This is a genomic window from Demequina lignilytica, from assembly GCF_030418375.1.
GTDB lineage: Bacteria > Actinomycetota > Actinomycetes > Actinomycetales > Demequinaceae > Demequina > Demequina lignilytica.
In genome coordinates this window covers 66345-89201 of record NZ_JAUHPZ010000005.1, presented here as the reverse complement: position 1 = coordinate 89201, position 22857 = coordinate 66345, and the positions used below count along the sequence as shown (strand labels likewise).

Sequence of the window (22857 nt, the reverse complement as noted above, 5' to 3'; positions counted from 1 at the left end):
TCAGCCCTTGCGCTTCTCGACCTGGTTGCGCAGGAAGATCAGCGGCAGCAGCCACGTGGCGATCGCGGTGAACAGCCACACGAGCACCGTGCTCGCGATCCACGCGGTCACGCCGTCGATCGACAGGTTGTCGGAGATGAGCGAGGTGATCAGCAGGGACACGAACGTCGACACGAGCCCGACGCCGCCCGTGAACGCCGAGGCGTACTTGGTGGTCATCTTGAAGATGAACGGCGACAGGATGCTCTGCAGGATCGCGAAGATCACCACGGCGATCACGATGCCGACGCCGGTGATCGAGAAGCCGTCCACGATCAGAGAGGAGACCCACAGGCCGACGGCCGCAGAGCCCAGGAAGATCAGCGCATTCACCACGAAACGGATCATGGGACCGACGCTACCCGCGCGCGGTCCGTTTCGCGCGTCGAACCAGGCAGGACGCACGATTTCCGCGCGCCACCCGCACAGACGACGAGGGCGCCTCCGGGGAGAGGCGCCCTCGTGTGCTGTCGACCGTTCCCCGTCCGGCCACCAGGGACTTGCGGCCGGGACGTAGGTACTAGGACCTAGTGCCCAGAACGATACCCCATACGCCCCGTCCCGGGTACCCGTCGGGCCGCGGCGCGCCGCGCGGCCCGATCGGGCCGACGGGGGCAACCGACATATCGGCGTCACATGGGTCGACTAGGTTCAGGGCATGCTGCATCACGCCCCGCTCATCACGACGATCGCGGTGGGCCTGGTCGGGGCGTTCATCCTCGGCTTCATCGCGCAGAAGCTGCGCCTGTCCCCGATCGTCGGCTACCTGGCGGCGGGCCTGCTGATCGGCCCCCACACCCCCGGCTACGTCGGCGACGTGGAGCTGGCCACGCAGCTGTCGGAGATCGGCGTGATCCTGCTGATGTTCGGCGTGGGCCTGCATTTCTCCTTCCGCGAGCTGCTCGCCGTGCGCAAGATCGCCCTGCCGGGCGCGATCGCCCAGATGACGCTCGCGACGGCGCTGGGCACCGGCCTGGGCCTGTGGCTGGGGTGGGGGATCAGCGGGGCGCTGCTGTTCGGGCTCGCGCTGTCCGTCGCCTCCACGGTCGTGATGCTGCGGGCGCTCGAGGAGCGCCAGATGCTCGACACCCGCGCGGGGCACATCGCGGTCGGCTGGCTGATCGTCGAGGACCTCGCGATGGTGATCGCGCTCGTGGTCGTGCCCGTCCTCGCGGGCACCGACGGGGACCTGTCGCTCGGCGCACTCGCGGGGGAGCTCGCGATGACCGTCCTGCGGGTCGCCGCGTTCGTGGTGCTCATGCTCGTCGTGGGCCGGCGCGTCATCCCCTGGGCCCTCGCCCGCGTCGCGCACACGGGCTCGCGCGAGCTGTTCACGCTGGGCGTGCTGGCGATCGGGTTGGGCGTCGCGGTCGGGGCGGCGTGGCTGTTCGAGGTGTCCTTCGCGCTCGGGGCGTTCTTCGCGGGCATGATCCTGCGCGAGTCCGACCTCGCCCACCGCGCCGCCGAGGACTCCCTGCCGCTGCGCGACGCGTTCGCCGTGCTCTTCTTCGTCGCGGTCGGGATGCTGGTCGACCCGGCGATCGTGGTCGAGCACCCGTGGGCGCTGCTCGCGACCGTCGCGATCATCGTCGCGGGCAAGGCCGTGGTCGCCTTCGCCCTGGTGCGCATGATGCGCTACTCGCGATCGATGGCGCTCATGGTCGCCGCGTCGCTCGCGCAGATCGGCGAGTTCTCCTTCATCCTCGTGACGCTCGGGGCGGATCTCGAGGTGATGCCTCAGAGCGCTCAGGATCTGGTGCTCGCGGGAGCGATCATCTCGATCGTCCTCAATCCCCTGCTGTTCGCGTGGGCGTCGCGGGTCTACGCCCGCGCCAACCCCGACGACGCGGACGACGCACCGATCCACGCGGAGGCGACCGGTCACGTGATCGTGGTCGGCTACGGGCGGGTCGGCGGGCGCGTGGCCCGCAGCCTGTGGGACCGGGACGTGCCGGTCGTGGTGATCGACGACGACGAGACGCGGGTGGAGGCGATCCGCGAGCTCGGGCACGAGGCGGTGCTCGGCAACGCCGCGCGCGCCAAGGTCCTCCGTGCCGCCGGCATCGCCGATGCTCGTGCGGTGGTGATCGGCATCCCCGATCCGCTCAACGCGGGCGCGGTGGTCGCGGCGGCACGCGGGCTGTCGCTCGACGCGGAGATCGTCGCCCGCGGGCACGGCTCGCGAGACGTCGGCTATCTCAGCGCGCAGGGCGCCACCGAGGTGCTCGTCGGCGTGCATGAGGTCGCCGACCTCATGGCCGCCCGGTACTGACGCGCCGCGGACCGGTCAGTCGGTGCCGCGCAGGACGCGGTTCCACGCGTTGGTGAGCGCCACCGTCTGCACGATCGCGCCGATCTGCGTCGAGTTGTACCAGTGCCCGGCGTCCACGCGCGCCTCGGGCTCGAGACCGCGCGGCGCATCGGTCAGCACCTCCGCGAGCCGGAGCGCCGCCTCCTCGCCGTCGGAGACCAGGCCCGCGCGCATGAGCCGCACGGGGCGCGCGAGCGCGGCGATCACGTCGGGGCGGACGCCCTCGAGCGTGAGCGACTCGGAATGCAGGCGGATCGAGTTGACGCATCCGTTGAGGTAGGACACCCGCAGGCGGAGCATGTCGCGCAGCCGGGGCTCCAGCTGGGCGCCGGCGCGCGCGTCGAGAGCCTCCAGCTCCTTGAGCACGTCCCCCGCCAGCGTCGCCCGCATAACGGGAGGCTACCGGCCCGATCGTGAAATCCCTCCAATCCGCGCCGGTGGGCCGCGCGAACCCGCCTCGTCAACACCTAGCAAGGAGGACAGCATGAAGGGCAGCATCAACCGCAGCATCGGCACGGCGTTCGGCGCCGTCTACGTCCTGGTCGGGCTTCTCGGCTTCACGGTCTCCGGGGGCCACGCCGCCGCCGGCCACGAGGGCGGCATGCTCCTCGGGATCTTCGAGGTCAACGTCACGCACAACGTGGCGCACCTGCTGATCGGCGCGGCCATGATCCTCGCGGCCCGGGCCTCGATCAGCGCGTCGCGTGTCACGAACGGCGTGATCGGCGCCGCGTACCTGCTGCTGGCCGCGCTCGGTCCGTTCATCGGCGGCGATCACTCGCTCAACATCCTGGCGCTGAACTCGGCCGACAACGTGCTCCACGCCGCGTCCGCCGTGCTGCTGATCGGCATCGCCGTGGCCGCGGACCGCCGGGCCCGCGTCGAGGAGCCGGTCCGCGCCTGAGACCCCGGCCCGGGGCGCGTCGCTGAAGGGCGCCCCGGGCCGGCATGGTGGGATGGGAGCCCGCATGACCCCGAGGATCGACGACCGCGAGGAGGTGACGGTGGACCTGGATGCTCTGCTCGTCGCCGCCGGCCGCGGCGACGCTCGCGCCTTCGAGCGGCTGTACACGGAGCTGCTCCCCCAGGCCCACCGCCTCGCCCTGCGAACAGTCCGGGATCCGCAGCTGGCCGAGGACGTGACCCAGGAGGCGCTGGTCGAGGCCTGGCGCCGGGCGGCCTCGTTCGATCCCCGGCGCGCGACCGCGCGCTCCTGGGTGCTCATGATCACCCACCGCCGCGCAGTCGACCGCGTGCGCCGCGAGCAGCGCCAGCGGGTGCAGGCCGAGCACGAGGCCACGACCCTGGGAGCGCCCGGCGCGGCGCCCGTCCCCCAGGACGCCGTGGTCGAGGACGACTACCGGGCCTGGCAGACCGACCGGGTGCGCACCGCGCTCGGACGGCTCTCCGCCCTGCAGCGCGAGGCCGTCGAGGCCGCCTTCTACGGCGGCCGCACGCACGCGGAGGTCGCCGACCATCTGGGCGTGCCGCTGGGCACGGCCAAGACCAGGATCCGCGACGGCCTGGGCCGCCTGCGCGATGCATTGGAGGGAGCGTGATGGACGTCCACGACCTGGCAGCGGGCTACGCGATCGGAGCCCTCGACCCCGAGGAGCTCCGCGACTTCGAGGCGCACCTCGACTCGTGCACCCGATGCCGTGCCGAGCTGCGCTCGCTCGCGACGACCGTCGAGGCGCTCGCCGAGACCCGGGACGATGCGGTGCCGGGCCCCTCGGCCGACCTCGCCTCCCGGATCGCCCGCGAGGTGCGGGACACGCCGCAGGCGCCGCGACCGGCATCGTCCCTTGCCGCGGCGCGACGGCGGCGCCCCGTCGCACGGGTGCTCGCCCTGGCCGCCGCCGTCCTGGTGGTGGCCGGCGTGGGCGTCGTCTCGCTGCTCCAGGGCCTCGGCACCGACGGCTCGACCATCACCGACTACGAGCGGATCCGGGCGGCGGGCGATCGCGAGGATCTGGCGCTCGGTCTCGGCGGGGCGACGGTATGGGTCTCGCACGCCGTGGGCGGCGAGGAGGCGGACGGCATCGCCATCGACGGCTCGCTCCCCGCGCTGGGCGACGACCTCACGTACCAGGTGTGGGTGGTGCCGGCCGACGGCGGCGCACCCGTGCCCGGGCCGGTGCTGCGGCCCACGCCCGACGGCACCTACGCATCGTCCTGGATCACGCCGCTCGACGGCGCCGCCGCGGTGGCCGTGTCCGTCGAGCCGTGGGACCCCGCCCGGCCCGGGGAGGGCTCCACCACGCCCACGGAGGTGGTGGCGGCCGTCGAGCTCTAGCCGACCGCCGCATCGTCCCGGCTCTGGAAGAATGTCCCCCATGACTTCTCGCATCCCTGACAAGGCGACCGTCGACGGCCTCGAGGACCGCTGGAACGAGTCGTGGGAGGCCGCCGGGACCTACCGGTTCGACGAGTCGGCCACCCGTGAGCAGGTCTACTCGATCGACACCCCTCCGCCGACCGTCTCCGGGTCGCTGCACGTGGGTCACGTGTTCTCCTACACGCACACCGACGTGGTCGCGCGCTACCAGCGCATGCAGGGCCGCGAGGTCTTCTACCCGATGGGCTGGGACGACAACGGCCTGCCGACCGAGCGCCGCGTGCAGAACTACTACGGCGTGCGCTGCGACCCGACGCTGCCGTACGTGGACGGCTACGAGCCGCCGTTCGCCGGCGGCGAGGGCAAGTCGGTCAAGGCCGCGGACCAGCAGCCGATCTCCCGTCGCAACTTCGTCGAGCTGTGCGAGCGCCTCACCGCCGAGGACGAGAAGCAGTTCGAGGCGCTGTGGCGCCACCTGGGCCTGTCCGTGGACTGGTCGCGCACCTATCAGACCATCTCCCCGTCCTCGCAGGCGGTCGCGCAGCAGGCCTTCCTGCGCGGGCTCGGTCGCGGCGAGTGCTACCAGGCCGAGGCCCCCACGCTGTGGGACGTGACGTTCCGCACCGCCGTCGCGCAGGCCGAGCTCGAGGACCGCGAGCGCCCCGGCGCGTACCACCGGCTCGCCTTCGAGCCGGCGGCGGACATGGAGGAGGCGACCGGATCCTTCGGGACGGTGTGGATCGAGACCACCCGCCCCGAGCTGCTGCCCGCGTGCGTGGCGCTGGTCGCGCACCCGGACGACGAGCGCTACCAGGGCCTGTTCGGCACCCACGTGCGGACCCCGCTGTTCGGCGTCGAGGTCCCCGTCGTGCCGCACCACCTGGCGCAGCCCGACAAGGGCTCCGGCATCGCGATGATCTGCACCTTCGGCGACATCACCGACGTGACGTGGTGGCGCGAGCTCAAGCTGCCGACGCGCCCGGTGCTCGGCTGGGACGGCCGGGTGCTCCCCGAGGCGCCGGCGGGGATCTCCTCCCCCGAGGGGCTCGCCGCGTACGGCGAGATCGCCGGGATGACCGTGTTCTCCGCCCAGAAGCGGATCGTGGAGATGCTGGTCGAGAAGGGCCTGATGGAGGGCGAGCCGCGCCCGATCAGCCACCCGGTGAAGTTCTTCGAGAAGGGCGACAAGCCGCTCGAGATCGTGACCACCCGGCAGTGGTACATCCGCAACGGCGGCACGGACGCCTCTCTCAATGCGGACCTGGTCGCCCGCGGCGCGGAGCTCGACTTCGTGCCCGACTTCATGCGCGTGCGCTACGAGAACTGGGTGAAGGGCCTCACCGGCGACTGGCTGATCTCGCGCCAGCGCTTCTTCGGCGTGCCGATCCCGGTCTGGTACCCGGTGCTCGCGGACGGCTCGCCCGATTACGACCACCCGATCGTGCCGTCCGAGGACGCGCTCCCGGTGGACCCGTCCGCCGACGTGCCCCCGGGCTTCGACGCGTCGCAGCGCGACGTCCCCGGCGGCTTCACGGGCGAGAAGGACATCATGGACACGTGGGCGACGTCCTCGCTCACCCCGCAGATCGTGTGCGGCTGGCGCGACAACCCGGCGCTGTTCGCCGCCACCTTCCCGATGGACCTGCGCCCGCAGGGCCAGGACATCATCCGCACCTGGCTGTTCTCCACGGTGGTGCGCTCGCACGCCGAGCACGGCACCCTGCCGTGGAAGCACGCGGCGATCTCCGGCTGGATCCTCGATCCCGACCGCAAGAAGATGTCGAAGTCGAAGGGCAACGTCGTGACCCCGATGGGGCTGCTCGAGTCGCACGGCTCGGACGCGGTCCGCTACTGGGCCGCCGCGGCACGCCTGGGCACCGACGCCGCGTTCGACGAGGGCCAGATGAAGATCGGCCGCCGCCTCGCGATGAAGGTGCTGAACGCGTCGAAGTTCGTGCTGGGCGCCTCGGGCGTCGCGACCGCCGCGGGCTCGTCGCTCGCCGAGGGCGTGTCCGCGGCCGCCGCCGTCACCGCCAAGCCGGTGACCGAGGCCCTCGACTCCGCGATGTTGTCCGCGCTGGCCGACGTGGTGGACGCCGCGACCGCCGCGCTCGACGGCTACGACCACACGAAGGCGCTCGAGGTCGCCGAGACCCTGTTCTGGACGTTCTGCGACGACTACCTGGAGCTCGTGAAGACCCGCGCGTACGACGGCGCCGCGCCCGGCGAGGCGATCGACCCGTTCGCGCCGTGCTCCGAGGGAGCCGCGTCCGCGCGCGCCACGCTGGTGACGGCGCTGGGCGTGTTCCTGCGCCTGTTCGCGCCGGTGCTGCCGTTCGCGACCGAGGAGGTCTGGAGCTGGTACCAGGAGGGCTCGGTCCACCGCGCCGCGTGGCCGGTCTCGGCGCCGGTGCGCGCCGCCGCGGGCACGACCTCGGGCGGCGCTCCCCTGCTGGCCGCCGCGGGCGAGGCGCTCTCGGTGCTCCGCAAGGTGAAGTCCGAGGCGAAGGTGTCGCAGCGCACCGAGATCGAGTCGATCGACCTGCTGGTCCCGGAGGCCAAGGTCGCGTTCGTGCGGGCCGCGGAGCCCGACCTGCTCGCGGCCGGTCGGGTGCGCACGATGCAGATCGTGGACGCCGTCGCGGCGCTGGAGCCCGGCGTGGACGGCGAGGCGCCGGAGGACGGCTCGGTCGACGAGATCGCGGATCCGACGGTGATGCGGACGGAGAACGCGGTCCTGGCCTGACCCCCACCCTCACCCTCACCCGCACCCGCACCCGCACCCTCGCGCCTCCACCCTCACCGCTCCGGCAGGGGGGAACTCAGCGCCCTTTCTGCGAGGTCCTCGACTCCTGCGGGGAACTCGAGGCCTGCACCCGCCTGGACCGGAGGACGTCGCGCACCACCGACCGGCACCACTCCGGCCTCTCGGTGATGTCCTCGTAGGTCAGCCGCACGGTCAGGATCCCCACGCTCGCGAGGATCGCGTCCCTTCGGACGTCACGTTGGCGCTGATAGGGGCTCGAGTGATAGGCCGCGCCATCGAGCTCGACGGCGGTCATGGTCCCGGGGTCGTACATGTCGATCCGGAAGCGCTCGCCCCGGACCCGCACCCGGTGCTGTCGGACGAAGCGCGCGAACTCCCGGGTGTTGAACACCGTCCGCGCACCCTGCTCCTCGAGGTGGCTCTCGGCGCCGCGAGCGGCGGCGTCGATCCTTCGCATCAGCTCCTTGCGCGCCCGGCACCGTGGCACCCGGGCGAGCTCATCCGCCAGCTCGTCGGCGCTGGCGACACCCCGGGTGACGGCCCGGAAGACCATCGCGCCGCGCGAGTCCCGAGCAAGGCCGCCGAATCCCAGGACGATCGCGAGCGACGGACTCAGCACGGTGGCACGGCCGATCCGGCGCGTGCGCGGTCGATACGTCAGGCGACGGACACGGATCCACGGCGGAGGGTAGGGGCGTTCGTCGTGCGGCACCGCGATCTCGATCTCTATCGGAGGGGCGTCGATCAGTCCCCACGCGAACAGCGCCGCGCTGCCCGCCAGCGCCGCATTGGGGCCCGCCCAGAGCAGCGCGGCGTCGGCGCGCGCCGCGAACGAGTCCGCGTGCAATGCCGCGACGTAGGAATCCGGCGCCAGCCTGACGGCATCGCCCCGAGCGACGGCGCCCCGAGCGCGCTTGTGGGATGACAACGCGACCAGCTCGGCGAAGGTGAAGGCCCTCGGATCACGCGCGAGCGCATCGCTGATGGTGAGCGCTGTGCTCGTGCGAGGGATCGCACGGAGGTGTGTCATGCAGCCGTTGTAGGACTCCGACAGGAGCACCGCCGCCGTGCCCGGCGCCGTGGGGATGCGCCACGTCGAGCCGTGGGCTGTGAGCACCGGCCCGATGGTCGCTGAACCTCCCGCAGGAGTTCACGAACGCCCAGATCGGGCGCTCACTTCCCCGCAGCCGGTTGAGGGCGGGTGCGACTGGTGCGCAGCGGGTTGAGGGCAACCGACTACGCTGCGCCGGCCTCCAGGTCGCGGCCCTCGAACGTCGGCTCGCCGCGCCTCAGCACCGTCGCCTCCGTCACCACCACGCGGGAGATGTCGTCGCGGCCGGGGACCTCGAACATGGTGTCCTGGAGGACCTCCTCCATGATCGCCCGCAGGCCGCGCGCGCCCGTGCCGCGCTCGAGCGCCTGCTCGGCGATCGCGCGCACTGCGGCCGGCTCGAACTCGAGCTCGACGTTGTCGAGGTCGAACATCCGCTGGTACTGCTTCACCAGCGCGTTCTTGGGCTCGGTGAGGATCGAGACCATCGCATCGACGTCCAGCGGCGACACCGTGGCGATCACGGGCATCCGGCCGATGAACTCGGGGATCAGCCCGAACTTGTGCAGGTCGGACGGCGTGACCTGAGAGAACAGGTCGGTGTTGTCCGCCTCCTTGAGCGTCGACCCGAAGCCGATGCCCTTACGGCCCACACGCGCCGAGATGATCTCCTCGAGACCCGCGAACGCCCCGCCGAGGATGAACAGCACGTCGGTGGTGTCGATCTGGATGAACTCCTGGTGCGGGTGCTTGCGCCCGCCCTGCGGCGGCACCGACGCCACGGAGCCCTCGAGTATCTTGAGCAGCGCCTGCTGCACGCCCTCGCCGGACACGTCGCGGGTGATCGACGGGTTCTCCGCCTTGCGGGCGACCTTGTCGATCTCGTCGATGTAGATGATCCCCCGCTGCGCCTTGTCGACGTCGTAGTCAGCCGACTGCAGCAGCTTCAGCAGGATGTTCTCGACGTCCTCGCCCACATAGCCGGCCTCGGTCAGCGCGGTGGCGTCGGCGATCGCGAACGGTACGTTCAGCATCTTCGCGAGGGTCTGCGCGAGGTAGGTCTTGCCGGTGCCGGTGGGACCGATGAACAGCACGTTGGACTTGGCGATCTCGATCTGGTCGTCGTCCGCCTTGGTGCGGGTCTCGCCGGCGCGGACGCGCTTGTAGTGGTTGTACACCGCGACGGACAGCGCCCGCTTCGCCTGGTCCTGGCCCACGATGTACTGCTCGAGGAAGTCGTAGATCTCGCGCGGCTTGGGCAGCTCGGTGAGCTCGGCCTCGACCTGCTCGGCGAACTCCTCCTCGATGATCTCGTTGCACAGCTCGATGCACTCGTCGCAGATGTACACGCCACCGCCCGCGATGAGCTTGCGCACCTGCTTCTGCGTCTTGCCACAGAACGAGCACTTCAGCAGGTCGCCGCTGTCCGCGGGTCGATTCATCGGGAGTCTCCTCTCACGCCCCTCCAGGCTACCCAGGCGGTGTGACACGCGCGGGGCGGCGCGCCGGTCCGTCGGGCCCGGAATCCGCCTAGCAGGAAGGACACCAAGCAAGTCAGCCGAATCGTGACCTCCCCGACACGGCCCGGAAACGCGCCGAGGGGCTCCGGCGCGTGCCGGAGCCCCTCGGACGGGACGATGCGCGGGTCAGGCGGGCGGCGCGGCCACCGCGGTCGCGCCCTTGCGCGACTCGAGGACCACGTCGACCAGGCCGTACTCCTTGGCCTGCTCGGCCGAGAGGAACGTGTCGCGCTCGATGTCCTCGCGGACCTTCTCCGGGGTCTGGCCGGAGTGGTAGGCGAGCGTGTTCTCGAGCCACTCGCGCATGCGGAGCATCTCCTCCGCGTAGATCTCGATGTCCGAGGCCTGGGCGCGGGCGCCGCCCTCGATGCGCGGCTGGTGGATCATCACGCGGGCGTTGGGCAGCGCGAGGCGCTTGCCGGGCGTGCCCGCCGCGAGCAGCACCGCCGCCGCGGACGCCGCCTGACCCAGGCACACGGTCTGGATCTCGGGCTTGACGTACTGCATCGTGTCGTAGATCGCGGTCAGCGCGGTCTGCGAGCCGCCGGGCGAGTTGATGTACAGCGTGATCAGGCGGTCCGGGTCCTGCGACTCGAGCACCAGCAGCTGCGCCATCACGTCGTCCGCCGACGCGTCGTCGATCTGCACGCCGAGGAAGATGATGCGGTCCTCGAACAGCTTCGCGTAGGGGTCCTGACGCTTGAAGCCGTAGGCGGTCCGCTCCTCGAACTGCGGGAGGATGTATCGCGACGAGGGGGCGTCGTAGGCCCCGCCGCCGAACGTGCCGGCCGTGCGTCCGGCCGCCTGGAACGCGCGCTGGATCTCGCTCACGCCTTGCCTCCCTGGGACTTGTCGCCGGCCTCGGCCGCGTGCTTGATGACCTTGTCGACGAAGCCGTACTCGAGCGCCTCGTCCGCGGTGAACCACCGGTCGCGGTCGGCGTCCTTGGTGATCTCCGCGACGGTCTTGCCGGTCTGCTCGGCGGTCAGCGAGGCGAGCGTCTTCTTCATGTGCATGATGAGCTCGGCGTTGATGCGGATGTCCGTCGCCGTGCCGTAGATGCCGCCGGAGGGCTGGTGCATCATCACGCGGGCGTGCGGCGTCGCGAAGCGCTTGCCGGGAGCACCGGAGCTCAGCAGGAACTGTCCCATCGACGCCGCCATGCCCATCGCCACGGTCGCGACGTCGGGCTTGATGTACTGCATCGTGTCGTAGATCGCCATGCCCGCGGTGATCGAGCCGCCGGGGCTGTTGATGTAGAGGTAGATGTCCTGGTCCGGGTCCTCGGCCGCCAGCAGCATCATCTGCGCGCAGATGGCGTTCGCGTTGTCGTCGCGCACCTCGTCGCCCAGCCAGATGATCCGCTCCCGCAGCAGCCGGTTGAAGATCGAGTCGTTGAGGGCCATCCCGGGCCCGTCGCCTCGTGCGGTGATGTGGTCCACGCCTCTCCTCCTGTCGTGCGTCCTGCTCGACACTAACGCGACACGAGGACACCCCCATGCCGTTTGACCCCGGTTTTCGCTACGGGGGGAACGATGCGCGGGCAGAGCATGCGGGCCCGCACCGGCGGGACTACCGTGGAGATGAGGTCCCCAGAGGCGCTGGCCGAAGGAGGGCATCATGAGCACCTCAGCCGAGACTCCGACCCCGCAGCGAGACGTCGCGCCGGCACCGTCCCCGGGGCCTCCGCCCCACGCGGCCGCGCCACCCGGCCCCTATCCCCCGCCGCCGTGGCGCGCGAAGAACTGGATGGGCGTCACCTCGCTCGTGCTGTCGCTGGTGGGGCTGGTCACGGGCGTCACCGCCATCGCCGGCATCGTCTTCGGGCACCTGAGCCTCAACGCCGTCGCCCACGGCGAGGCGGACAACCGCAGCGTGGGTCTCGCGGGGCTGATCCTCGGCTACATCCTGCTGGGCCTGAGCATCGTCATCATGGTGGTCGTGCTCGGCTTCGTCGGCTGGGTCGTGTCGCAATGCGCCGGGCCCGATCCCGCGTCCTGGTGCAGCACCACCCCGTAGCCCTCGCCCCGCCACCGCCAGGGTGAACCCCGAGGTGCGACGCCGCTCGGATCCACCGACGGGACGATGCGCGGCGCACCGCCGGGCAATAGCCTGGAGGCGTCCGGCACCCGAGCACCGAGGAGGGGACGTGTCGACCCAGGACCAGAACCCGAACCCCCAGGACCCCACGGGGTCCGGGGCGTATCAGCCCGAGCCGAGCGGCGAGGCCGCTCCGGCCGACCCGTACGCGCAGCCGCCCGCCGCGCCGTACGGCCAGCAGCCCGGCGCCACGCCCCCGCCGCCGCCCGGCTCGACGCCCCCGCCCCCGCCGGGGTACGGCGCCCCCCAGTACGCGGCCCCGCCGGCGTACGGCGCCCCTCAGTACGCCGCGGCGCCCATGACCACGCCGTACCCGAAGAACTGGATGAACACCACGGGCATGGTGCTCTCCCTGCTCGGTCTCATCACGGGCATCACGGCGATCGCCGGCGTCATCTTCGGCCACCTGGGCCTGGCGGCGGTCAAGCGCGGCGAGGCCGACAACCGCGGCCAGGGCGTCGCCGCCCTGGTGATCGGCTACATCCTGATCGTGCTGGGGATCGTCGCCACCATCGCGATCATCGCCTTCGCCGGCTGGCTCGTGAACGAGTGCGGCGGCGACAACCCCGCCAGCTGGTGCACCGACCTCGACACCCAGTAGCGGCGCCCGCACCGCGGACAGCACAGCGCCCCGGCCACCTCACGGTGACCGGGGCGCTGTCGCGTCTGCGGCTGGTTACGCCTCGGCGGTCTCGGCGGCGGCCTCCTCGGCCTCCTCCGACTTCTCGTCCTCGAGCGAGCCGATCACGGCGGACAGGTCCACCGCGGCGCCCGCGGTGTCGACCACGGTGGCGCGGCGCAGCGCGAAGGCGGTGGCCTTCGAGCGGGCGACCTCGGCGACCATCGCGGGGATCTGGCCGGCCTGCTCCACCTGCTGGATGAAGGTGCCCGGGTCCATGCCGTACTGGCGCGACGAGTTGATCAGGTAGTCGAGGAGCTCCGACTGCTCGACCTCGATGTCCAGGTCGTCCGCGAGCTGGTCGAGCAGGATCTGCGTGCGCAGGGCCTTGGTCGCCTCCTCGGTGACCTCGGCGCGGTGCTCGTCGTCCTCGAGGCGGTTCTCGTTCTCGAGGTGGTTGTGGACCTCGGTCTCGATGACCTTCTTGGGGAGCTCGAACTCGGTGGCCTCGGTCAGCTTCTCGAGGAGCTGCTCGCGGGCCTCCATGGCCTGGTTGTTCGTCTTGATGCGCGCGGCCTGCTCGGTGAGGTCCTCGCGGAGCTCCTCGATGGTGTCGAACTCGGAGGCGAGCTGCGCGAAGTCGTCGTCGGCCGCGGGGAGCTCGCGGGCCTTCACCGCGGTCACCGTGACGGTGATCTGGGCGGTCTCGCCCGCGTGGTCGCCCGCGGCGAGCGGGCCCTCGTACGTGGTGGTCTCGTCGGCGGACAGACCGGTGATCGCCTCGTCGATGCCCTCGAGCATGTTGCCCGCACCGATCTGGTACGAGGTGCCCTGGACCGAGTCGATGGTCTCGCCGTCGATCACGGCGGTGAGGTCGATGGTGACGAAGTCGCCCTCGGCGGCCGGGCGGTCGACCGAGACCAGGGTGCCGAAGCGCTCGCGGAGCGCGTCGAGGCGCTCGTTGACGTCCTCGTCGGAGACGGCGACCGGCTCGACCTCGATGGTGAGGTCGGCGGCGGCGGGCAGGGTCACCTCGGGGCGGACCTCGACCACGGCGGTGAACTCGAGGCCCTCGTCACCGGCGACCACACCGGGGATCTTGGTGACCTCGACCTCGGGCTGGCCGAAGGGGCGGATGCCCGACTCCTTGACGGCCTCCGAGTACCAGCCGGGCAGGCCGTCGTTGACGGCGTGCTCGATGATCGCGCCCTTGCCCACGCGCTGCTCCAGCACCTTCGCGGGGACCTTGCCCTTGCGGAAGCCGGGGATCTGCACCTGCTTGCCCACGTGCTCGTAGGCGTGCTCCATGGAGGGCTTGAGGTCCTCCTCGGTGAGGTTGACCGTCAGCTTGACAGTCGTGGCGTCGATCTTCTCGAGGGCGCTGGTCACTACTACTCCTGAATGGTGGGGTGTGGGGCCCGCGGGTGCTCCGTCGGCTCCCGGTGGTCGGGCAACCCCACAAGCGTACCCGCCATACGCGAACGACCCAATTCGAACCGGACGATGCCCGGGAGCCTCGGGCACGAGTCGTCGCCTTGACATTTGTACATCAGCCACTTAAATAAGTTGCTTATGGAAAACCGTCGCCGCGTGATCGTCGAGCTCGTCGCCCAGACCCAGCGCCTGACCCGCCTTGCCGCGCAGGCCACGGGCAACTCCACGCCCGCGTCGTCGTGGCGCCTGCTGTCGATCCTCGACCGCGAGGGGCCCCAGCGCATCGGCACCCTCGCGGCCGCCGTGCGCGTGAGCCAGCCGGCGCTCACCCAGATCGCCCAGCAGCTGACCGAGCAGGGCCTCGTCGTGAAGGGGCCCGACCCTGACGACGCACGCGCCGCCATCCTCACCCTCACGGATGAGGGCCGCGTCGCGATCGCCGACTGGCGTGCCGAGCTCGGCGGCGCCCTCTCCCCCTACTTCTCCGGACTCGACGCCGACGCGTGGGAGCACCTCGCCGCGACCGTCGAGATCCTCACCGCTCTCGACAAGGAGTCCCTATGAGCCGCTCCCCCGCCACCTCCAGCCTGCTGCACCAGCCCCGCGCGGTCTGGGCCGTCGCGTTCGCCGCGGTCATCGCCTTCATGGGCATCGGCCTGGTCGACCCGATCCTCCCCGCCATCTCCGCGCAGCTCGACGCGAGCCCCACGCAGGCGGAGCTGCTGTTCACCTCGTACCTGCTGGTCACCGGGCTCGCGATGCTGGTGACCAGCTGGGTGTCTGGACGGATCGGCGCGCGCCGGACGCTGCTCATCGGGCTCGGGCTGGTGGTGGTGTTCGCCGCCTGCGCGGGCGCTGCGGGAGACGTGAACACCATCATCGGGCTGCGCGCCGGCTGGGGCCTGGGCAACGCGCTGTTCATCTCGACGGCGCTCGCCACCATCGTCGGCGCCGCAGCCGGCGGCGCCGGGAACGCGATCATCCTCTACGAGGCCGCGCTGGGGCTCGGCATCGCGATCGGCCCGCTGCTCGGCGGGTTGCTGGGCGAGGTCAGCTGGCGCGCCCCGTTCTTCGGCACGGCGGCGTTGATGGCGATCGCGTTCGTCGCGCTGCTCGTGATGCACAGGGACGACACCACCCCGCGGGTCCGGGTGCCGCTGCGCGCGCCGTTCTCGGCGCTGCGCCGCGAGCGGGGCCTGCGCCGCCTCGCGGTGACCGCGGTGCTGTACAACATCGGCTTCTTCACCCTGCTCGCGTACACGCCCTTCCCCCTGGGCTTCGGCGCCATCGAGCTGGGGCTGACGTTCTTCGGGTGGGGCGTGGGCGTGGCCGTCACGTCGGTGTGGGTGGCACCCCTCCTGACCGCGCGCTACCGCCGCACCAGCGTGCTCGCCGTCACGCTCGCCCTCCTCTCCGCGGACCTCCTCGCGGCGGCGGCGGCCGTCGGCTCGCCGTCGGCGCTCGTGGTCTGCGTGGTGGTCGGCGGCCTGCTGCTGGGCGTGCTCAACACGGTCTTCACCGAGGCCGTCATGGAGGCCACCGACCTCCCCCGCACGGTCGCCTCCTCCGCCTACTCGTCGGTGCGCTTCCTCGGCGGAGCGGTCGCGCCGCCGCTCGCGGCCTGGCTGGCGTCGCAGGCGGGCGACTGGCTGCCCTACACGGTCGCGGCCGCGGCCGTCCTCGCCGGCGCGATCGTGGTGCGCGCCTCCCGTGACCTGCTCGCACGCGTCGACGCGCACCTCGCCGAGAGCCCCGCGGTCGAGGCCGTCGCGATCTCCGTGGGCGATGCCGCGTAGCGCCGCTCAGGAGTCGAGCTCCGGCAGGGGTCCGACCTCGCCGCGCGGGTCGCGCTCGAGCACGAAGTAGTAGGGACGGCCGTCGTCGAGGGCGCCCCGCCCGGCCATCACGCCGAGCAGCGTGTCCGCGTCGACGCGCACGAAGTGGTCGTGGAGGGGGCGCGCGTCGTAGCTCATGGTCGCCGTGACCTTCCCACGGTGCGCGGAGTCGGCGAGCCACGCCCCGGCGCCGCCCGCGAGCGTGGAGGCGGACCGGAGCTCCCCGTGCTCGTCGCGCACCACCAGCGGCTGCACGGTCTCGGCGTCGATGAAGTTCTTGCCGTACCAGCGCGACCGCACCAGCAACTGCTGGGTGCGATGCCCGGTGTCGATGCCGGCGCCGTGCCAGAGGCCTCGCAGGTCGTCGGCGCGCACCGGCGGGAGCAGGTCCCACAGCATCGCGAGCTCGTCGGCCTCGCCCGCGCCGGAGGCGGCGATCCGTCTGACCCGGTCCGCGGCGGTCGCCGTGCGGGGACGTCGTGCGGGCGGCACCGACTCGTCGCCGAGCAGGAGCACGGCCTTGACGGCGCGCCCGACGCGCGCGGCGCCCACCGCATCGTCCACCCGCTCGAAGCGGAACGGCACCACCAGCCGTTCGAGCGGCAGCAGACCCGCCCTCCACATCGCGACCAGGAGCGGGATGGTCGCGTCGGGCATCGCGTCCCCCTCGATCACTCCGACCAGGGTGCGGCCCCACAGGAGGGCCGTCTGGCTCACCGTCACCCGGTTCGCCCCCGGCCGCAGGGCGACGGTGGCGCACACGCCCGGCGACGCGAGCCCACCGAGCGCGGCGTCGAGCGAGTCCTGGGTGCCGACCGTGTCGATCGCGAGGTCGTGCGCCGCGGCCCGTGGGTCGAACGCGTCGGGCGCGACCACCAGGTCCGCGCCCAGGTCGATCGCGAGCGAGCGGCGCGCGACGTCCGGCTCGACCACCGTGATGGTCGCGCATCCGAGCGAGCGCGCCACCATCACCGCCGACAGCCCCACGGTGCCGGCGCCCATCACGAGCAGCGAGTCGCGGTCGGTGGGCCGGAGGACGCGGAGCACCGTGCCCGCGCCGGTGAGCACGCCGCAGCCGAGCGGCGCCGCGAGCGCGAACGGGATGTGATCCCCGATCCGCACCACGTTGGTCTCGCGCGCGATCGCGTGCGTGGCCCAGGACGACTGCGCCATCCAGGCGGCGGCCACCGGCTCCCCGGCGGAGTCGCGCAGCGTGGGCGAGCCGTCGGCGCGGGCGCCCAGGTAGTTGCGCGCCGCGAACTCCTCGCACGACGCCGGATGCCCGTCGCGGCAGCGTCGACAGGCCCCGCACGAGTCGAAGGTCAGCACCACACGGTCTCCCGGCGCCACGCGGGTCACGCCCGATCCCACCTCGACCACCGTGCCGGCGCCCTCGTGGCCGAACACCGCGGGGAACGAGTAGCCGACGCCCCCGTCGAGCGCGGTCAGATCCGTGTGGCAGACGCCCGACGCGGCGACCGCGACCAGCACCTCGTCCGCACGGAGCGCATCGAGCCGCACCTCGGCGATCTCGGGGGCGCCACCCGGCTCCCGCACGGTGGCGGCGAGCGCCACCACCGGCGGCGCGGAGGCATCGATGCTCATCCCGCATCCCTTCGTACGACGCTGTACCGCGCCCGGGACGCGGGCGCGAGGACGCCCTCAGTCTGCCGCGCCGAGGCGCGGTTGTCACGCATTTTGTTAATCGAGATTCACATGCCGGCCGGCGCCGACGGCGCGGCGAGCGCACGCCCCTACAGGAACTCGAGCGGGTCGAAGTCCTCGATCGGGATGATCCGCACGCGCGGCAGCGGCTCGTTGAAGGCATGGATGTCGTACTCCATGTCGAAGAACTCGAGGCCCTGCGACTGGAGCTGGATGAAGCCGTTGTTGCGGAACTCCACGAACCCGGCGACGCCGACGCGGCGGCCGTCGAGGAGCTCGTCGACGTGGTCCACAAAGTCGCCGTCGTTGCTCACCAGCAGCACGTCCGCGTCACGCTCCGCGAGCGCGTCGAGGGTGCGCTGGATCGCGATGTCCACGACCTTCTCCCCCGCGGACCCCGACAGCGGCACGGGACGGAAGCCGATCGCCAGGAGCGCCTGCACGAACGTCATCGGCAGCTCGTTGTTCGCGGCGAGGAAGAACAGCCCCTGCGCGGGCTGACCCCAGCGCTGCTCGATGTGGCGCAGCACCCTCTCCCACCGCGGCCGCTCCTCCGGCTTGGGGCGGCGGCCCAGGATCGAGGTGCCGAGCGTGGCGTCGATGTTCTCGCCATCGACCAGGACGTACGTGAGCCGCGAGGAGTCTGCCATGCGATGAGACTACGGCGCCGGTAGCGTGACCGCATGACCCAGCCGCGCATCGTCCCTGCGAATCTGGCGTCCGGCGCCGATCTCGACCTGGTGATGCGGGAGGGCGGCGATGCGAACGGCTGCCGGTGCCAGTGGTTCAAGCTGGCCCAGCGGGACTGGAAGGCGACCGGCCGCGAGGCGCGCGCGGCGAGGCTCGAGGAGCAGGCCGGCTGCGGGCGGCCCGACGCGCCCACGTCCGGGCTGCTGGCCTACGTCGACGGCGAGCCCGCCGCGTGGGTCGCGGTCGAGCCGCGGACGGCCTATCCGCGCCTGCGCACCGCGCGGATCCCGTGGAGCGGGCGCGACGAGGATCGGGACGATGCCGACGTGTGGGCGATCACGTGCTTCGTGGTGAGGAAGGGCTTCCGGGGCCTGGGGCTCGCGAAGGCGCTCGCCGTCGCCGCGGTCGATCACGCACGCCAGGGCGGCGCGACGGCCGTCGAGGGCTACCCGCGGGCGGGCGACGCGACCGTCTCCGACCTCTACGTGGGATCGGTGGGGATCTTCGCGGCGGCGGGGCTCGCGGTCGTGTCCCGCCCCACGACCGCGCGGGCGGTCATGCGGCTCGAGCTCGCCTGAGCGCCCGGTCAGGCGACCCGGTCGCGGACCTTCCGGCCCGCCAGGGGCATGCGGAACAGCGGCGCGAGCAGGCACACGTCGAGCAGTCCGACCAGGATGAACACCGCGCCCGGCGCGATGAGCCAGAGCCAGGCACCGCCGAGCGACACCGCGGCCACGACGAGCGCGACGCCCGCGAGCGAGCGGGTCCACCGTCCTGCGGTCGAGCTCATGAAGCGTACGAATCCCATGGGAGCCTCCTTCGGTCCACTTCGGAGCGTATACCCCATCGGGTATTCCGGAGCCGGGACCTCAGGCCTCCGCGTACTTCGCCTCGAGCCGCTCCTTGGTGGCCGCGCGCCAGACCTTGATGCCGGCGTCGGCGTTGAGATAGGCGATGCCGATCCCGACGATGATGTCGGGCCATCCCGACACCCACGCGAGCGCGACCAGGGCCGCCGCGATCACCGCGACGTTCGCGAGCGCATCGTTTCTCGCCGAGAGCCACGCCGCGCGCGCCAGCGATCCGCCGTGGTGACGATGCCGGGCGAGGATCGCCGCGGCGGCGAGGTTGGCGATCAGCGCGCCGAGCGCCGCGAGCGACATGGGCACCGTGTCGGGGCGCGTGGGGTCCATGATCTTGATCACGGCGGTGACCAGCGTGAACACGGATGGGATGAAGATGATCACCGCGAGCACGTGGCCCACCTTCGCGCGACGGCGGAGCGACCAGGTGAACGCGAAGAAGATGAGCAGGTTGAGCGCGGCGTCCTCGAGGAAGTCGACGGAGTCCGCGACCAGCGAGACCGAGCCGATCAGCTGGGACACGGTGAACTCGACGATCCCGTAGCCCAGGTTGATGAGCGCCACGGCCATGACGGCCCGGCGGAGCGCTGCGACGTTGGTCATGGGAGCATCGTCGCAGGTCCCACCGACGCCGAGGAGCACCATGACCGTCGCCGCGCTCGTCCTGGCCGCGCTCGCCGCCGCCATCCACGTGTACATCTGGTGGCTCGAGTCCGTCACCTGGATGACGCCGCGGACGCGGGCGGTGTTCGGGATCGCGTCGGAGGACGATGCGCGGGTCACCCGGGGACTGGCGTTCAACCAGGGGTTCTACAACCTCTTCCTCGCGGTGGTGACGGCGGTCGGCATCGTCCTTCTCTGGACGGGGTCCGAGGCCGCCGGGGCCGCGCTCGTGTACGCGGGCTGCGGCTCGATGGCGGCCGCCGCGGCGGTGCTCCTGGCGTCGGGCGGGCGGACCTACAGCCGCGCGGCCGCCGTGCAGGGGGCGCTGCCGGCGCTCGCGCTGATCCTGCTCACCGTCGGCCTCCTCGCGGGCTGAGGCCGCAGGCTCAGGAGGCCGCGCGGTACTGCCGGACGAGCTCCTCGACCCCGCCGCTCCACGGTTCGCCGTGCCCCGGCAGCACCCAGTCCACGTCGAGCCCCGCGAGCGCGTCCAGGGAGGACGCCGCCTGAGCCGGGGCGTCCGTGAACGGGGCAGGAGCCGGTCCCTCAGCGCCCGTGAGCACGTGGCGGGTCGTGAGCGCATCCCCGACCATGACGGCGCGCGCACGGGGGAAGTGGAGGGCGACGGATCCGGGCGAGTGCCCGGGCATCCCGATCACCCGGGGATCGCCGGGCACGTCCAGCACCTCGCCCGCCTCGAAGGTCGCGACCTCGGTGAGCGGGGCGGCGCGCAGCCCGCCCCGACGCGCCGCGTACGCGAGGAATCGGAGCGCTGGCCCCAGGCGCCAGCTTCCCCACGGCGTCGACGGCTTGCCCTCACCACGCGCCCGGCCCGCGTCCGCGCCATGCACCAGCACCGGGATCCCGTGATCCCGGCGCAGGCGCTCGGCGAAGCCGATGTGGTCCTCGTCGCCGTGGGTGAGCACCACCGCGCGGATGTCGGACACCTCGCGCCCCATGGCCCCGAGCTCGGCCACGAGCTCGCGCCACTGTCCCGGGAGCCCTGCGTCGACCAGCGTCAGCCCGGACGAGTCCTCGACCAGGTAGCAGGCGACGATCTCGTTGCCGATCCGGTGCAGCCCATCCGCGAGCCTCATCGCGCCACCGCCTCGACCGCGGCAAGCGTGTCGGCCGCGCCGAGCACCCCGAGCAGGACCGTGTTCGCGACGACCGCGACGGCGTATGCGACGGCGAGCCCCGGCGCGCCCGCGATCGCCAGCGCGACCGCGGCGAGGAGCAGGATCCCGGAACCGAGCCGTTGGCGCGCCTCCTGCGACAGGCCGGTGCGGGCCTTCGGGGCCGCGACCCGGGCCCACAGGGCGATCATCGCCGCCGGGAGCGCCGCCGCGAGCACCCACCCCCAGGCACCATCGGCGACCTGGGTCCCTGCGTACGCGAGCGCGGCGAGACCTGCGACCTCGAGCAGGAATCGCACCGCGAGATTCGTGGCGATCATCGTTCGCACCTCCGTCATCGACTACCATGGCTAACATACGTAGCCATCATGGCTAATGTCAATAGCCAAAGGAGGGGCCCGCATGCCAGCACCGTCTCGCACCTCGGTGGAGCGCATCGTCGCCGCGGGGCGCTCCGTCCTGTCGGACGCGGGCATGGAGGGGCTGACGATGCAGCGCGTCGCCTCCGAGGTCGGGGTGCGTCCGCCGTCGCTGTACAAGCATGTGGCGAACCGGGCCGACCTGGTCCGGTTGATCGTCGGCGACATCGCCCGCGAGGTCCGTAGCCTGCTCGCGAGCGCCGCGGTCGGCGTGGACGCCGGCGAGGACCTGCGCGCGATGGCGGCCGCACTGCGCGGCTTCGCCCGCCGCGACCCCCACGCGTTCGGCGCGATGTTCTCCCCCGCCGCGGAGGAGTCGGCGCTCGACGCGGGGGCATACGCGGACGCGGCGGAGCCGATCCTCGAGGTCGCCGCGCGACTCGCCGGCGCCGAGCGCGCGCTCGACGCCGCGCGGACCGTGACCGCGTGGGCCTCCGGCTTCCTGTCGATGGAGCTCGCGGGCGCCTTCCACCTCGACGGAGACCTCGACCGAGCCTTCGCGTACGGGGTCGAGGCGCTGATCGAGGCGCTGAGAGCGACGCGGTAGTTGACACCTCAACCAATCACGCCCTACAGTCTCCCTCGTTAGTTCAACCTACAACCAACCGAGGGGTATCCCATGGACATCGTCTTCCTGGTCGCGCGCATCCTGGTCGCGCTCATCTTCCTGTTCTCCGCGTTCGGCCACATCGCGGCCGCCAACGCCATGGCGCAGTACGCCGCCTACAAGGGCGCGCCGGGCGGCAAGGCCGGCGTGATCCTGTCCGGCGTCGCCATGGGCATCGGCGGCGTGATGATCCTGCTGGGCGTCTGGGGCGAGATCGGCGCGCTGCTGATCGCCGCGACCCTCATCCCGATCACCTTCTTCATGCACGCGTACTGGAAGGAGAGCGACGCTCAGGCCAAGCAGACCGAGCAGATCTCCTTCAACAAGAACCTGGGCCTCATCGGCGGCGCGCTCGCGCTGTTCCTGCTCTTCGCGAGCCAGGGCGCGGCCATGGGCCTCACGATCACCGAGCCGCTCATCACGCTCGCCTGACGCGCCGCACCCGCACGCACGAGGGGCCGGATCCGCGCGGATCCGGCCCCTCGTGCATGGTCGGGGTGACAGGATTTGAACCTGCGACCCTCTGCTCCCAAAGCAGATGCGCTACCAAGCTGCGCTACACCCCGTCGCACCCGTGGCGCGGGCGCGGTACCCCGCATCGGCAAGGCTCCGCTACTCTAGTACGCGCTGAGCACGCGGCATCGCGGGCAGGCAACGCGGGTGTAGCTCAATGGTAGAGCCTCAGTCTTCCAAACTGATGGTGCGGGTTCGATTCCCGTCACCCGCTCTCGCGAGATGGACAATCGGGGTACGAAACCGTCGGGTTTCGTACCCCGATTCTCCATTTCGGGCAGGGACGA

The 22857-nt window shown here is 71.8% G+C and carries 26 protein-coding genes and 2 tRNA genes; 14 read left to right on the top strand and 14 right to left on the bottom strand.

The window, feature by feature from the left end; genetic code table 11:
* Positions 1-387, bottom strand: coding sequence for a phage holin family protein (locus QQX13_RS09175; protein ID WP_301118588.1), 387 nt, complete (start codon positions 385-387; stop codon positions 1-3).
* 310 nt (positions 388-697) lie between these two features.
* On the opposite strand from QQX13_RS09175, the gene QQX13_RS09170 reads away from it, so the two are divergent.
* Positions 698-2311, top strand: coding sequence for a cation:proton antiporter domain-containing protein (locus QQX13_RS09170; protein WP_301153201.1), 1614 nt, complete (start codon positions 698-700; stop codon positions 2309-2311).
* Between the two features lie 15 nt (positions 2312-2326).
* On the opposite strand, the gene QQX13_RS09165 is transcribed toward QQX13_RS09170, so the two are convergent.
* The gene (locus QQX13_RS09165) at positions 2327-2740 is read right to left on the bottom strand and encodes a carboxymuconolactone decarboxylase family protein (protein WP_301118590.1); all 414 of its coding nucleotides are present in this window, start codon (positions 2738-2740) and stop codon (positions 2327-2329) included.
* A gap of 94 nt (positions 2741-2834) precedes the next feature.
* Between QQX13_RS09165 and QQX13_RS09160 the strand changes: the two genes are divergently transcribed.
* The 4 genes from QQX13_RS09160 to valS all read left to right on the top strand — a co-directional run bounded on the left by QQX13_RS09160 (position 2835) and on the right by valS (position 7434).
* Positions 2835-3254, top strand: a complete 420-nt coding sequence (locus QQX13_RS09160) for a DUF4383 domain-containing protein (RefSeq protein ID WP_301153200.1) — start codon at positions 2835-2837, stop codon at positions 3252-3254.
* A gap of 64 nt (positions 3255-3318) precedes the next feature.
* The gene (locus QQX13_RS09155; RefSeq protein WP_301153199.1) at positions 3319-3909 is read left to right on the top strand and encodes a sigma-70 family RNA polymerase sigma factor; all 591 of its coding nucleotides are present in this window, start codon (positions 3319-3321) and stop codon (positions 3907-3909) included.
* A complete protein-coding gene (locus QQX13_RS09150) occupies positions 3909-4646 on the top strand; it encodes an anti-sigma factor (RefSeq protein ID WP_301153197.1) in 738 nt (245 codons plus the stop codon). The genes QQX13_RS09155 and QQX13_RS09150 overlap by 1 nt, the downstream gene beginning before the upstream one ends.
* 31 nt (positions 4647-4677) lie before the next feature.
* Entirely contained in the window at positions 4678-7434 is a 2757-nt protein-coding gene (gene valS, locus QQX13_RS09145) for a valine--tRNA ligase (protein ID WP_301153196.1), read from the top strand.
* 76 nt (positions 7435-7510) lie between these two features.
* Here valS and QQX13_RS09140 read toward each other — a convergent pair whose 3' ends face one another.
* From QQX13_RS09140 to QQX13_RS09125, 4 genes are all read right to left on the bottom strand, one after another.
* Positions 7511-8572, bottom strand: a complete 1062-nt coding sequence (locus QQX13_RS09140; RefSeq protein ID WP_301153194.1) for an endonuclease domain-containing protein — start codon at positions 8570-8572, stop codon at positions 7511-7513.
* A gap of 119 nt (positions 8573-8691) precedes the next feature.
* A complete protein-coding gene (gene clpX, locus QQX13_RS09135) occupies positions 8692-9948 on the bottom strand; it encodes an ATP-dependent Clp protease ATP-binding subunit ClpX (RefSeq protein ID WP_301118598.1) in 1257 nt (418 codons plus the stop codon).
* 204 nt (positions 9949-10152) lie between these two features.
* Complete coding sequence (locus QQX13_RS09130; RefSeq protein WP_301118599.1) at positions 10153-10857, bottom strand: ATP-dependent Clp protease proteolytic subunit; 705 nt, start codon at positions 10855-10857, stop codon at positions 10153-10155.
* Positions 10854-11432, bottom strand: coding sequence for an ATP-dependent Clp protease proteolytic subunit (locus QQX13_RS09125; protein WP_301118628.1), 579 nt, complete (start codon positions 11430-11432; stop codon positions 10854-10856). Before QQX13_RS09125 ends, QQX13_RS09130 begins: the two co-directional genes overlap by 4 nt.
* A 214-nt stretch (positions 11433-11646) precedes the next feature.
* Here QQX13_RS09125 and QQX13_RS09120 point away from each other — a divergent pair, with 214 nt between their 5' ends.
* The gene (locus QQX13_RS09120; RefSeq protein WP_301153192.1) at positions 11647-12045 is read left to right on the top strand and encodes a DUF4190 domain-containing protein; all 399 of its coding nucleotides are present in this window, start codon (positions 11647-11649) and stop codon (positions 12043-12045) included.
* A gap of 130 nt (positions 12046-12175) precedes the next feature.
* Positions 12176-12727 (top strand): DUF4190 domain-containing protein, encoded by a 552-nt coding sequence (locus QQX13_RS09115; RefSeq protein ID WP_301153190.1) that lies wholly within the window; start codon positions 12176-12178, stop codon positions 12725-12727.
* A 75-nt stretch (positions 12728-12802) separates the two neighbouring features.
* Here the strand turns inward: QQX13_RS09115 and tig are convergent, their stop codons facing one another.
* Positions 12803-14134 (bottom strand): trigger factor, encoded by a 1332-nt coding sequence (tig, locus tag QQX13_RS09110; protein ID WP_301153188.1) that lies wholly within the window; start codon positions 14132-14134, stop codon positions 12803-12805.
* A 183-nt stretch (positions 14135-14317) separates the two neighbouring features.
* Here tig and QQX13_RS09105 point away from each other — a divergent pair, with 183 nt between their 5' ends.
* Together QQX13_RS09105 and QQX13_RS09100 are read left to right on the top strand one after the other, a co-directional pair.
* Positions 14318-14743 carry a MarR family winged helix-turn-helix transcriptional regulator gene (locus tag QQX13_RS09105; RefSeq protein WP_301144525.1) on the top strand — a complete coding sequence of 142 codons (426 nt, stop codon included), beginning with the start codon at positions 14318-14320 and terminating at the stop codon, positions 14741-14743.
* Positions 14740-15975 carry an MFS transporter gene (locus QQX13_RS09100; protein WP_301153186.1) on the top strand — a complete coding sequence of 412 codons (1236 nt, stop codon included), beginning with the start codon at positions 14740-14742 and terminating at the stop codon, positions 15973-15975. Before QQX13_RS09105 ends, QQX13_RS09100 begins: the two co-directional genes overlap by 4 nt.
* Before the next feature lie 6 nt (positions 15976-15981).
* On the opposite strand, the gene QQX13_RS09095 is transcribed toward QQX13_RS09100, so the two are convergent.
* Positions 15982-17619 carry an alcohol dehydrogenase catalytic domain-containing protein gene (locus QQX13_RS09095; protein ID WP_301153184.1) on the bottom strand — a complete coding sequence of 546 codons (1638 nt, stop codon included), beginning with the start codon at positions 17617-17619 and terminating at the stop codon, positions 15982-15984.
* A gap of 149 nt (positions 17620-17768) precedes the next feature.
* On the bottom strand, positions 17769-18329 hold the full coding sequence (locus QQX13_RS09090; protein ID WP_301118606.1) for an NYN domain-containing protein: 561 nt from the start codon (positions 18327-18329) through the stop codon (positions 17769-17771).
* Positions 18330-18362: 33 nt separating this feature from the next.
* On the opposite strand from QQX13_RS09090, the gene QQX13_RS09085 reads away from it, so the two are divergent.
* On the top strand, positions 18363-18947 hold the full coding sequence (locus tag QQX13_RS09085; RefSeq protein ID WP_301153183.1) for a GNAT family N-acetyltransferase: 585 nt from the start codon (positions 18363-18365) through the stop codon (positions 18945-18947).
* Between the two features lie 8 nt (positions 18948-18955).
* Here the strand turns inward: QQX13_RS09085 and QQX13_RS09080 are convergent, their stop codons facing one another.
* Both QQX13_RS09080 and QQX13_RS09075 read right to left on the bottom strand, forming a co-directional pair.
* On the bottom strand, positions 18956-19177 hold the full coding sequence (locus QQX13_RS09080; protein ID WP_301153182.1) for a hypothetical protein: 222 nt from the start codon (positions 19175-19177) through the stop codon (positions 18956-18958).
* Positions 19178-19238: 61 nt separating this feature from the next.
* Positions 19239-19835 carry a cation efflux transmembrane domain-containing protein gene (locus tag QQX13_RS09075; RefSeq protein ID WP_301153181.1) on the bottom strand — a complete coding sequence of 199 codons (597 nt, stop codon included), beginning with the start codon at positions 19833-19835 and terminating at the stop codon, positions 19239-19241.
* A gap of 40 nt (positions 19836-19875) precedes the next feature.
* Between QQX13_RS09075 and QQX13_RS09070 the strand changes: the two genes are divergently transcribed.
* On the top strand, positions 19876-20271 hold the full coding sequence (locus tag QQX13_RS09070; RefSeq protein ID WP_301153179.1) for a DUF1304 domain-containing protein: 396 nt from the start codon (positions 19876-19878) through the stop codon (positions 20269-20271).
* A 10-nt stretch (positions 20272-20281) separates the two neighbouring features.
* On the opposite strand, the gene QQX13_RS09065 is transcribed toward QQX13_RS09070, so the two are convergent.
* Both QQX13_RS09065 and QQX13_RS09060 read right to left on the bottom strand, forming a co-directional pair.
* Complete coding sequence (locus QQX13_RS09065) at positions 20282-20992, bottom strand: MBL fold metallo-hydrolase (protein WP_301153178.1); 711 nt, start codon at positions 20990-20992, stop codon at positions 20282-20284.
* Positions 20989-21351: a DUF2568 domain-containing protein gene (locus tag QQX13_RS09060; protein ID WP_301153176.1), complete on the bottom strand. Its 363-nt coding sequence runs from the start codon at positions 21349-21351 to the stop codon at positions 20989-20991. Before QQX13_RS09060 ends, QQX13_RS09065 begins: the two co-directional genes overlap by 4 nt.
* 82 nt (positions 21352-21433) lie before the next feature.
* On the opposite strand from QQX13_RS09060, the gene QQX13_RS09055 reads away from it, so the two are divergent.
* Together QQX13_RS09055 and QQX13_RS09050 are read left to right on the top strand one after the other, a co-directional pair.
* A complete protein-coding gene (locus QQX13_RS09055; protein WP_301153175.1) occupies positions 21434-21997 on the top strand; it encodes a TetR/AcrR family transcriptional regulator in 564 nt (187 codons plus the stop codon).
* Between the two features lie 72 nt (positions 21998-22069).
* The gene (locus tag QQX13_RS09050) at positions 22070-22489 is read left to right on the top strand and encodes a DoxX family protein (protein WP_301153174.1); all 420 of its coding nucleotides are present in this window, start codon (positions 22070-22072) and stop codon (positions 22487-22489) included.
* Positions 22490-22546: 57 nt separating this feature from the next.
* Here the strand turns inward: QQX13_RS09050 and QQX13_RS09045 are convergent.
* Positions 22547-22623 (bottom strand) — tRNA-Pro (locus QQX13_RS09045).
* 90 nt (positions 22624-22713) lie between these two features.
* Between QQX13_RS09045 and QQX13_RS09040 the strand changes: the two genes are divergently transcribed.
* Positions 22714-22784, top strand: a tRNA-Gly gene (locus QQX13_RS09040).
* Positions 22785-22857: the final 73 nt, after the last annotated feature.

Bases quoted from the DNA above. Each gene is read 5' to 3' on its own strand.
- QQX13_RS09175 (WP_301118588.1), bottom strand. From the start codon at position 387: ATGATCCGTTTCGTGGTGAATGCGCTGATCTTCCTGGGCTCTGCGGCC.
- QQX13_RS09170 (WP_301153201.1), top strand. From the start codon at position 698: ATGCTGCATCACGCCCCGCTCATCACGACGATCGCGGTGGGCCTGGTC.
- QQX13_RS09165 (WP_301118590.1), bottom strand. From the start codon at position 2,740: ATGCGGGCGACGCTGGCGGGGGACGTGCTCAAGGAGCTGGAGGCTCTC.
- QQX13_RS09160 (WP_301153200.1), top strand. From the start codon at position 2,835: ATGAAGGGCAGCATCAACCGCAGCATCGGCACGGCGTTCGGCGCCGTC.
- QQX13_RS09155 (WP_301153199.1), top strand. From the start codon at position 3,319: ATGACCCCGAGGATCGACGACCGCGAGGAGGTGACGGTGGACCTGGAT.
- QQX13_RS09150 (WP_301153197.1), top strand. From the start codon at position 3,909: ATGGACGTCCACGACCTGGCAGCGGGCTACGCGATCGGAGCCCTCGAC.
- valS (WP_301153196.1), top strand. From the start codon at position 4,678: ATGTCCCCCATGACTTCTCGCATCCCTGACAAGGCGACCGTCGACGGC.
- clpX (WP_301118598.1), bottom strand. From the start codon at position 9,948: ATGAATCGACCCGCGGACAGCGGCGACCTGCTGAAGTGCTCGTTCTGT.
- QQX13_RS09125 (WP_301118628.1), bottom strand. From the start codon at position 11,432: ATGGCCCTCAACGACTCGATCTTCAACCGGCTGCTGCGGGAGCGGATC.
- QQX13_RS09120 (WP_301153192.1), top strand. From the start codon at position 11,647: ATGAGCACCTCAGCCGAGACTCCGACCCCGCAGCGAGACGTCGCGCCG.
- QQX13_RS09105 (WP_301144525.1), top strand. From the start codon at position 14,318: ATGGAAAACCGTCGCCGCGTGATCGTCGAGCTCGTCGCCCAGACCCAG.
- QQX13_RS09100 (WP_301153186.1), top strand. From the start codon at position 14,740: ATGAGCCGCTCCCCCGCCACCTCCAGCCTGCTGCACCAGCCCCGCGCG.
- QQX13_RS09095 (WP_301153184.1), bottom strand. From the start codon at position 17,619: ATGAGCATCGATGCCTCCGCGCCGCCGGTGGTGGCGCTCGCCGCCACC.
- QQX13_RS09090 (WP_301118606.1), bottom strand. From the start codon at position 18,329: ATGGCAGACTCCTCGCGGCTCACGTACGTCCTGGTCGATGGCGAGAAC.
- QQX13_RS09085 (WP_301153183.1), top strand. From the start codon at position 18,363: ATGACCCAGCCGCGCATCGTCCCTGCGAATCTGGCGTCCGGCGCCGAT.
- QQX13_RS09080 (WP_301153182.1), bottom strand. From the start codon at position 19,177: ATGGGATTCGTACGCTTCATGAGCTCGACCGCAGGACGGTGGACCCGC.
- QQX13_RS09075 (WP_301153181.1), bottom strand. From the start codon at position 19,835: ATGACCAACGTCGCAGCGCTCCGCCGGGCCGTCATGGCCGTGGCGCTC.
- QQX13_RS09070 (WP_301153179.1), top strand. From the start codon at position 19,876: ATGACCGTCGCCGCGCTCGTCCTGGCCGCGCTCGCCGCCGCCATCCAC.
- QQX13_RS09065 (WP_301153178.1), bottom strand. From the start codon at position 20,992: ATGAGGCTCGCGGATGGGCTGCACCGGATCGGCAACGAGATCGTCGCC.
- QQX13_RS09060 (WP_301153176.1), bottom strand. From the start codon at position 21,351: ATGATCGCCACGAATCTCGCGGTGCGATTCCTGCTCGAGGTCGCAGGT.
- QQX13_RS09055 (WP_301153175.1), top strand. From the start codon at position 21,434: ATGCCAGCACCGTCTCGCACCTCGGTGGAGCGCATCGTCGCCGCGGGG.
- QQX13_RS09050 (WP_301153174.1), top strand. From the start codon at position 22,070: ATGGACATCGTCTTCCTGGTCGCGCGCATCCTGGTCGCGCTCATCTTC.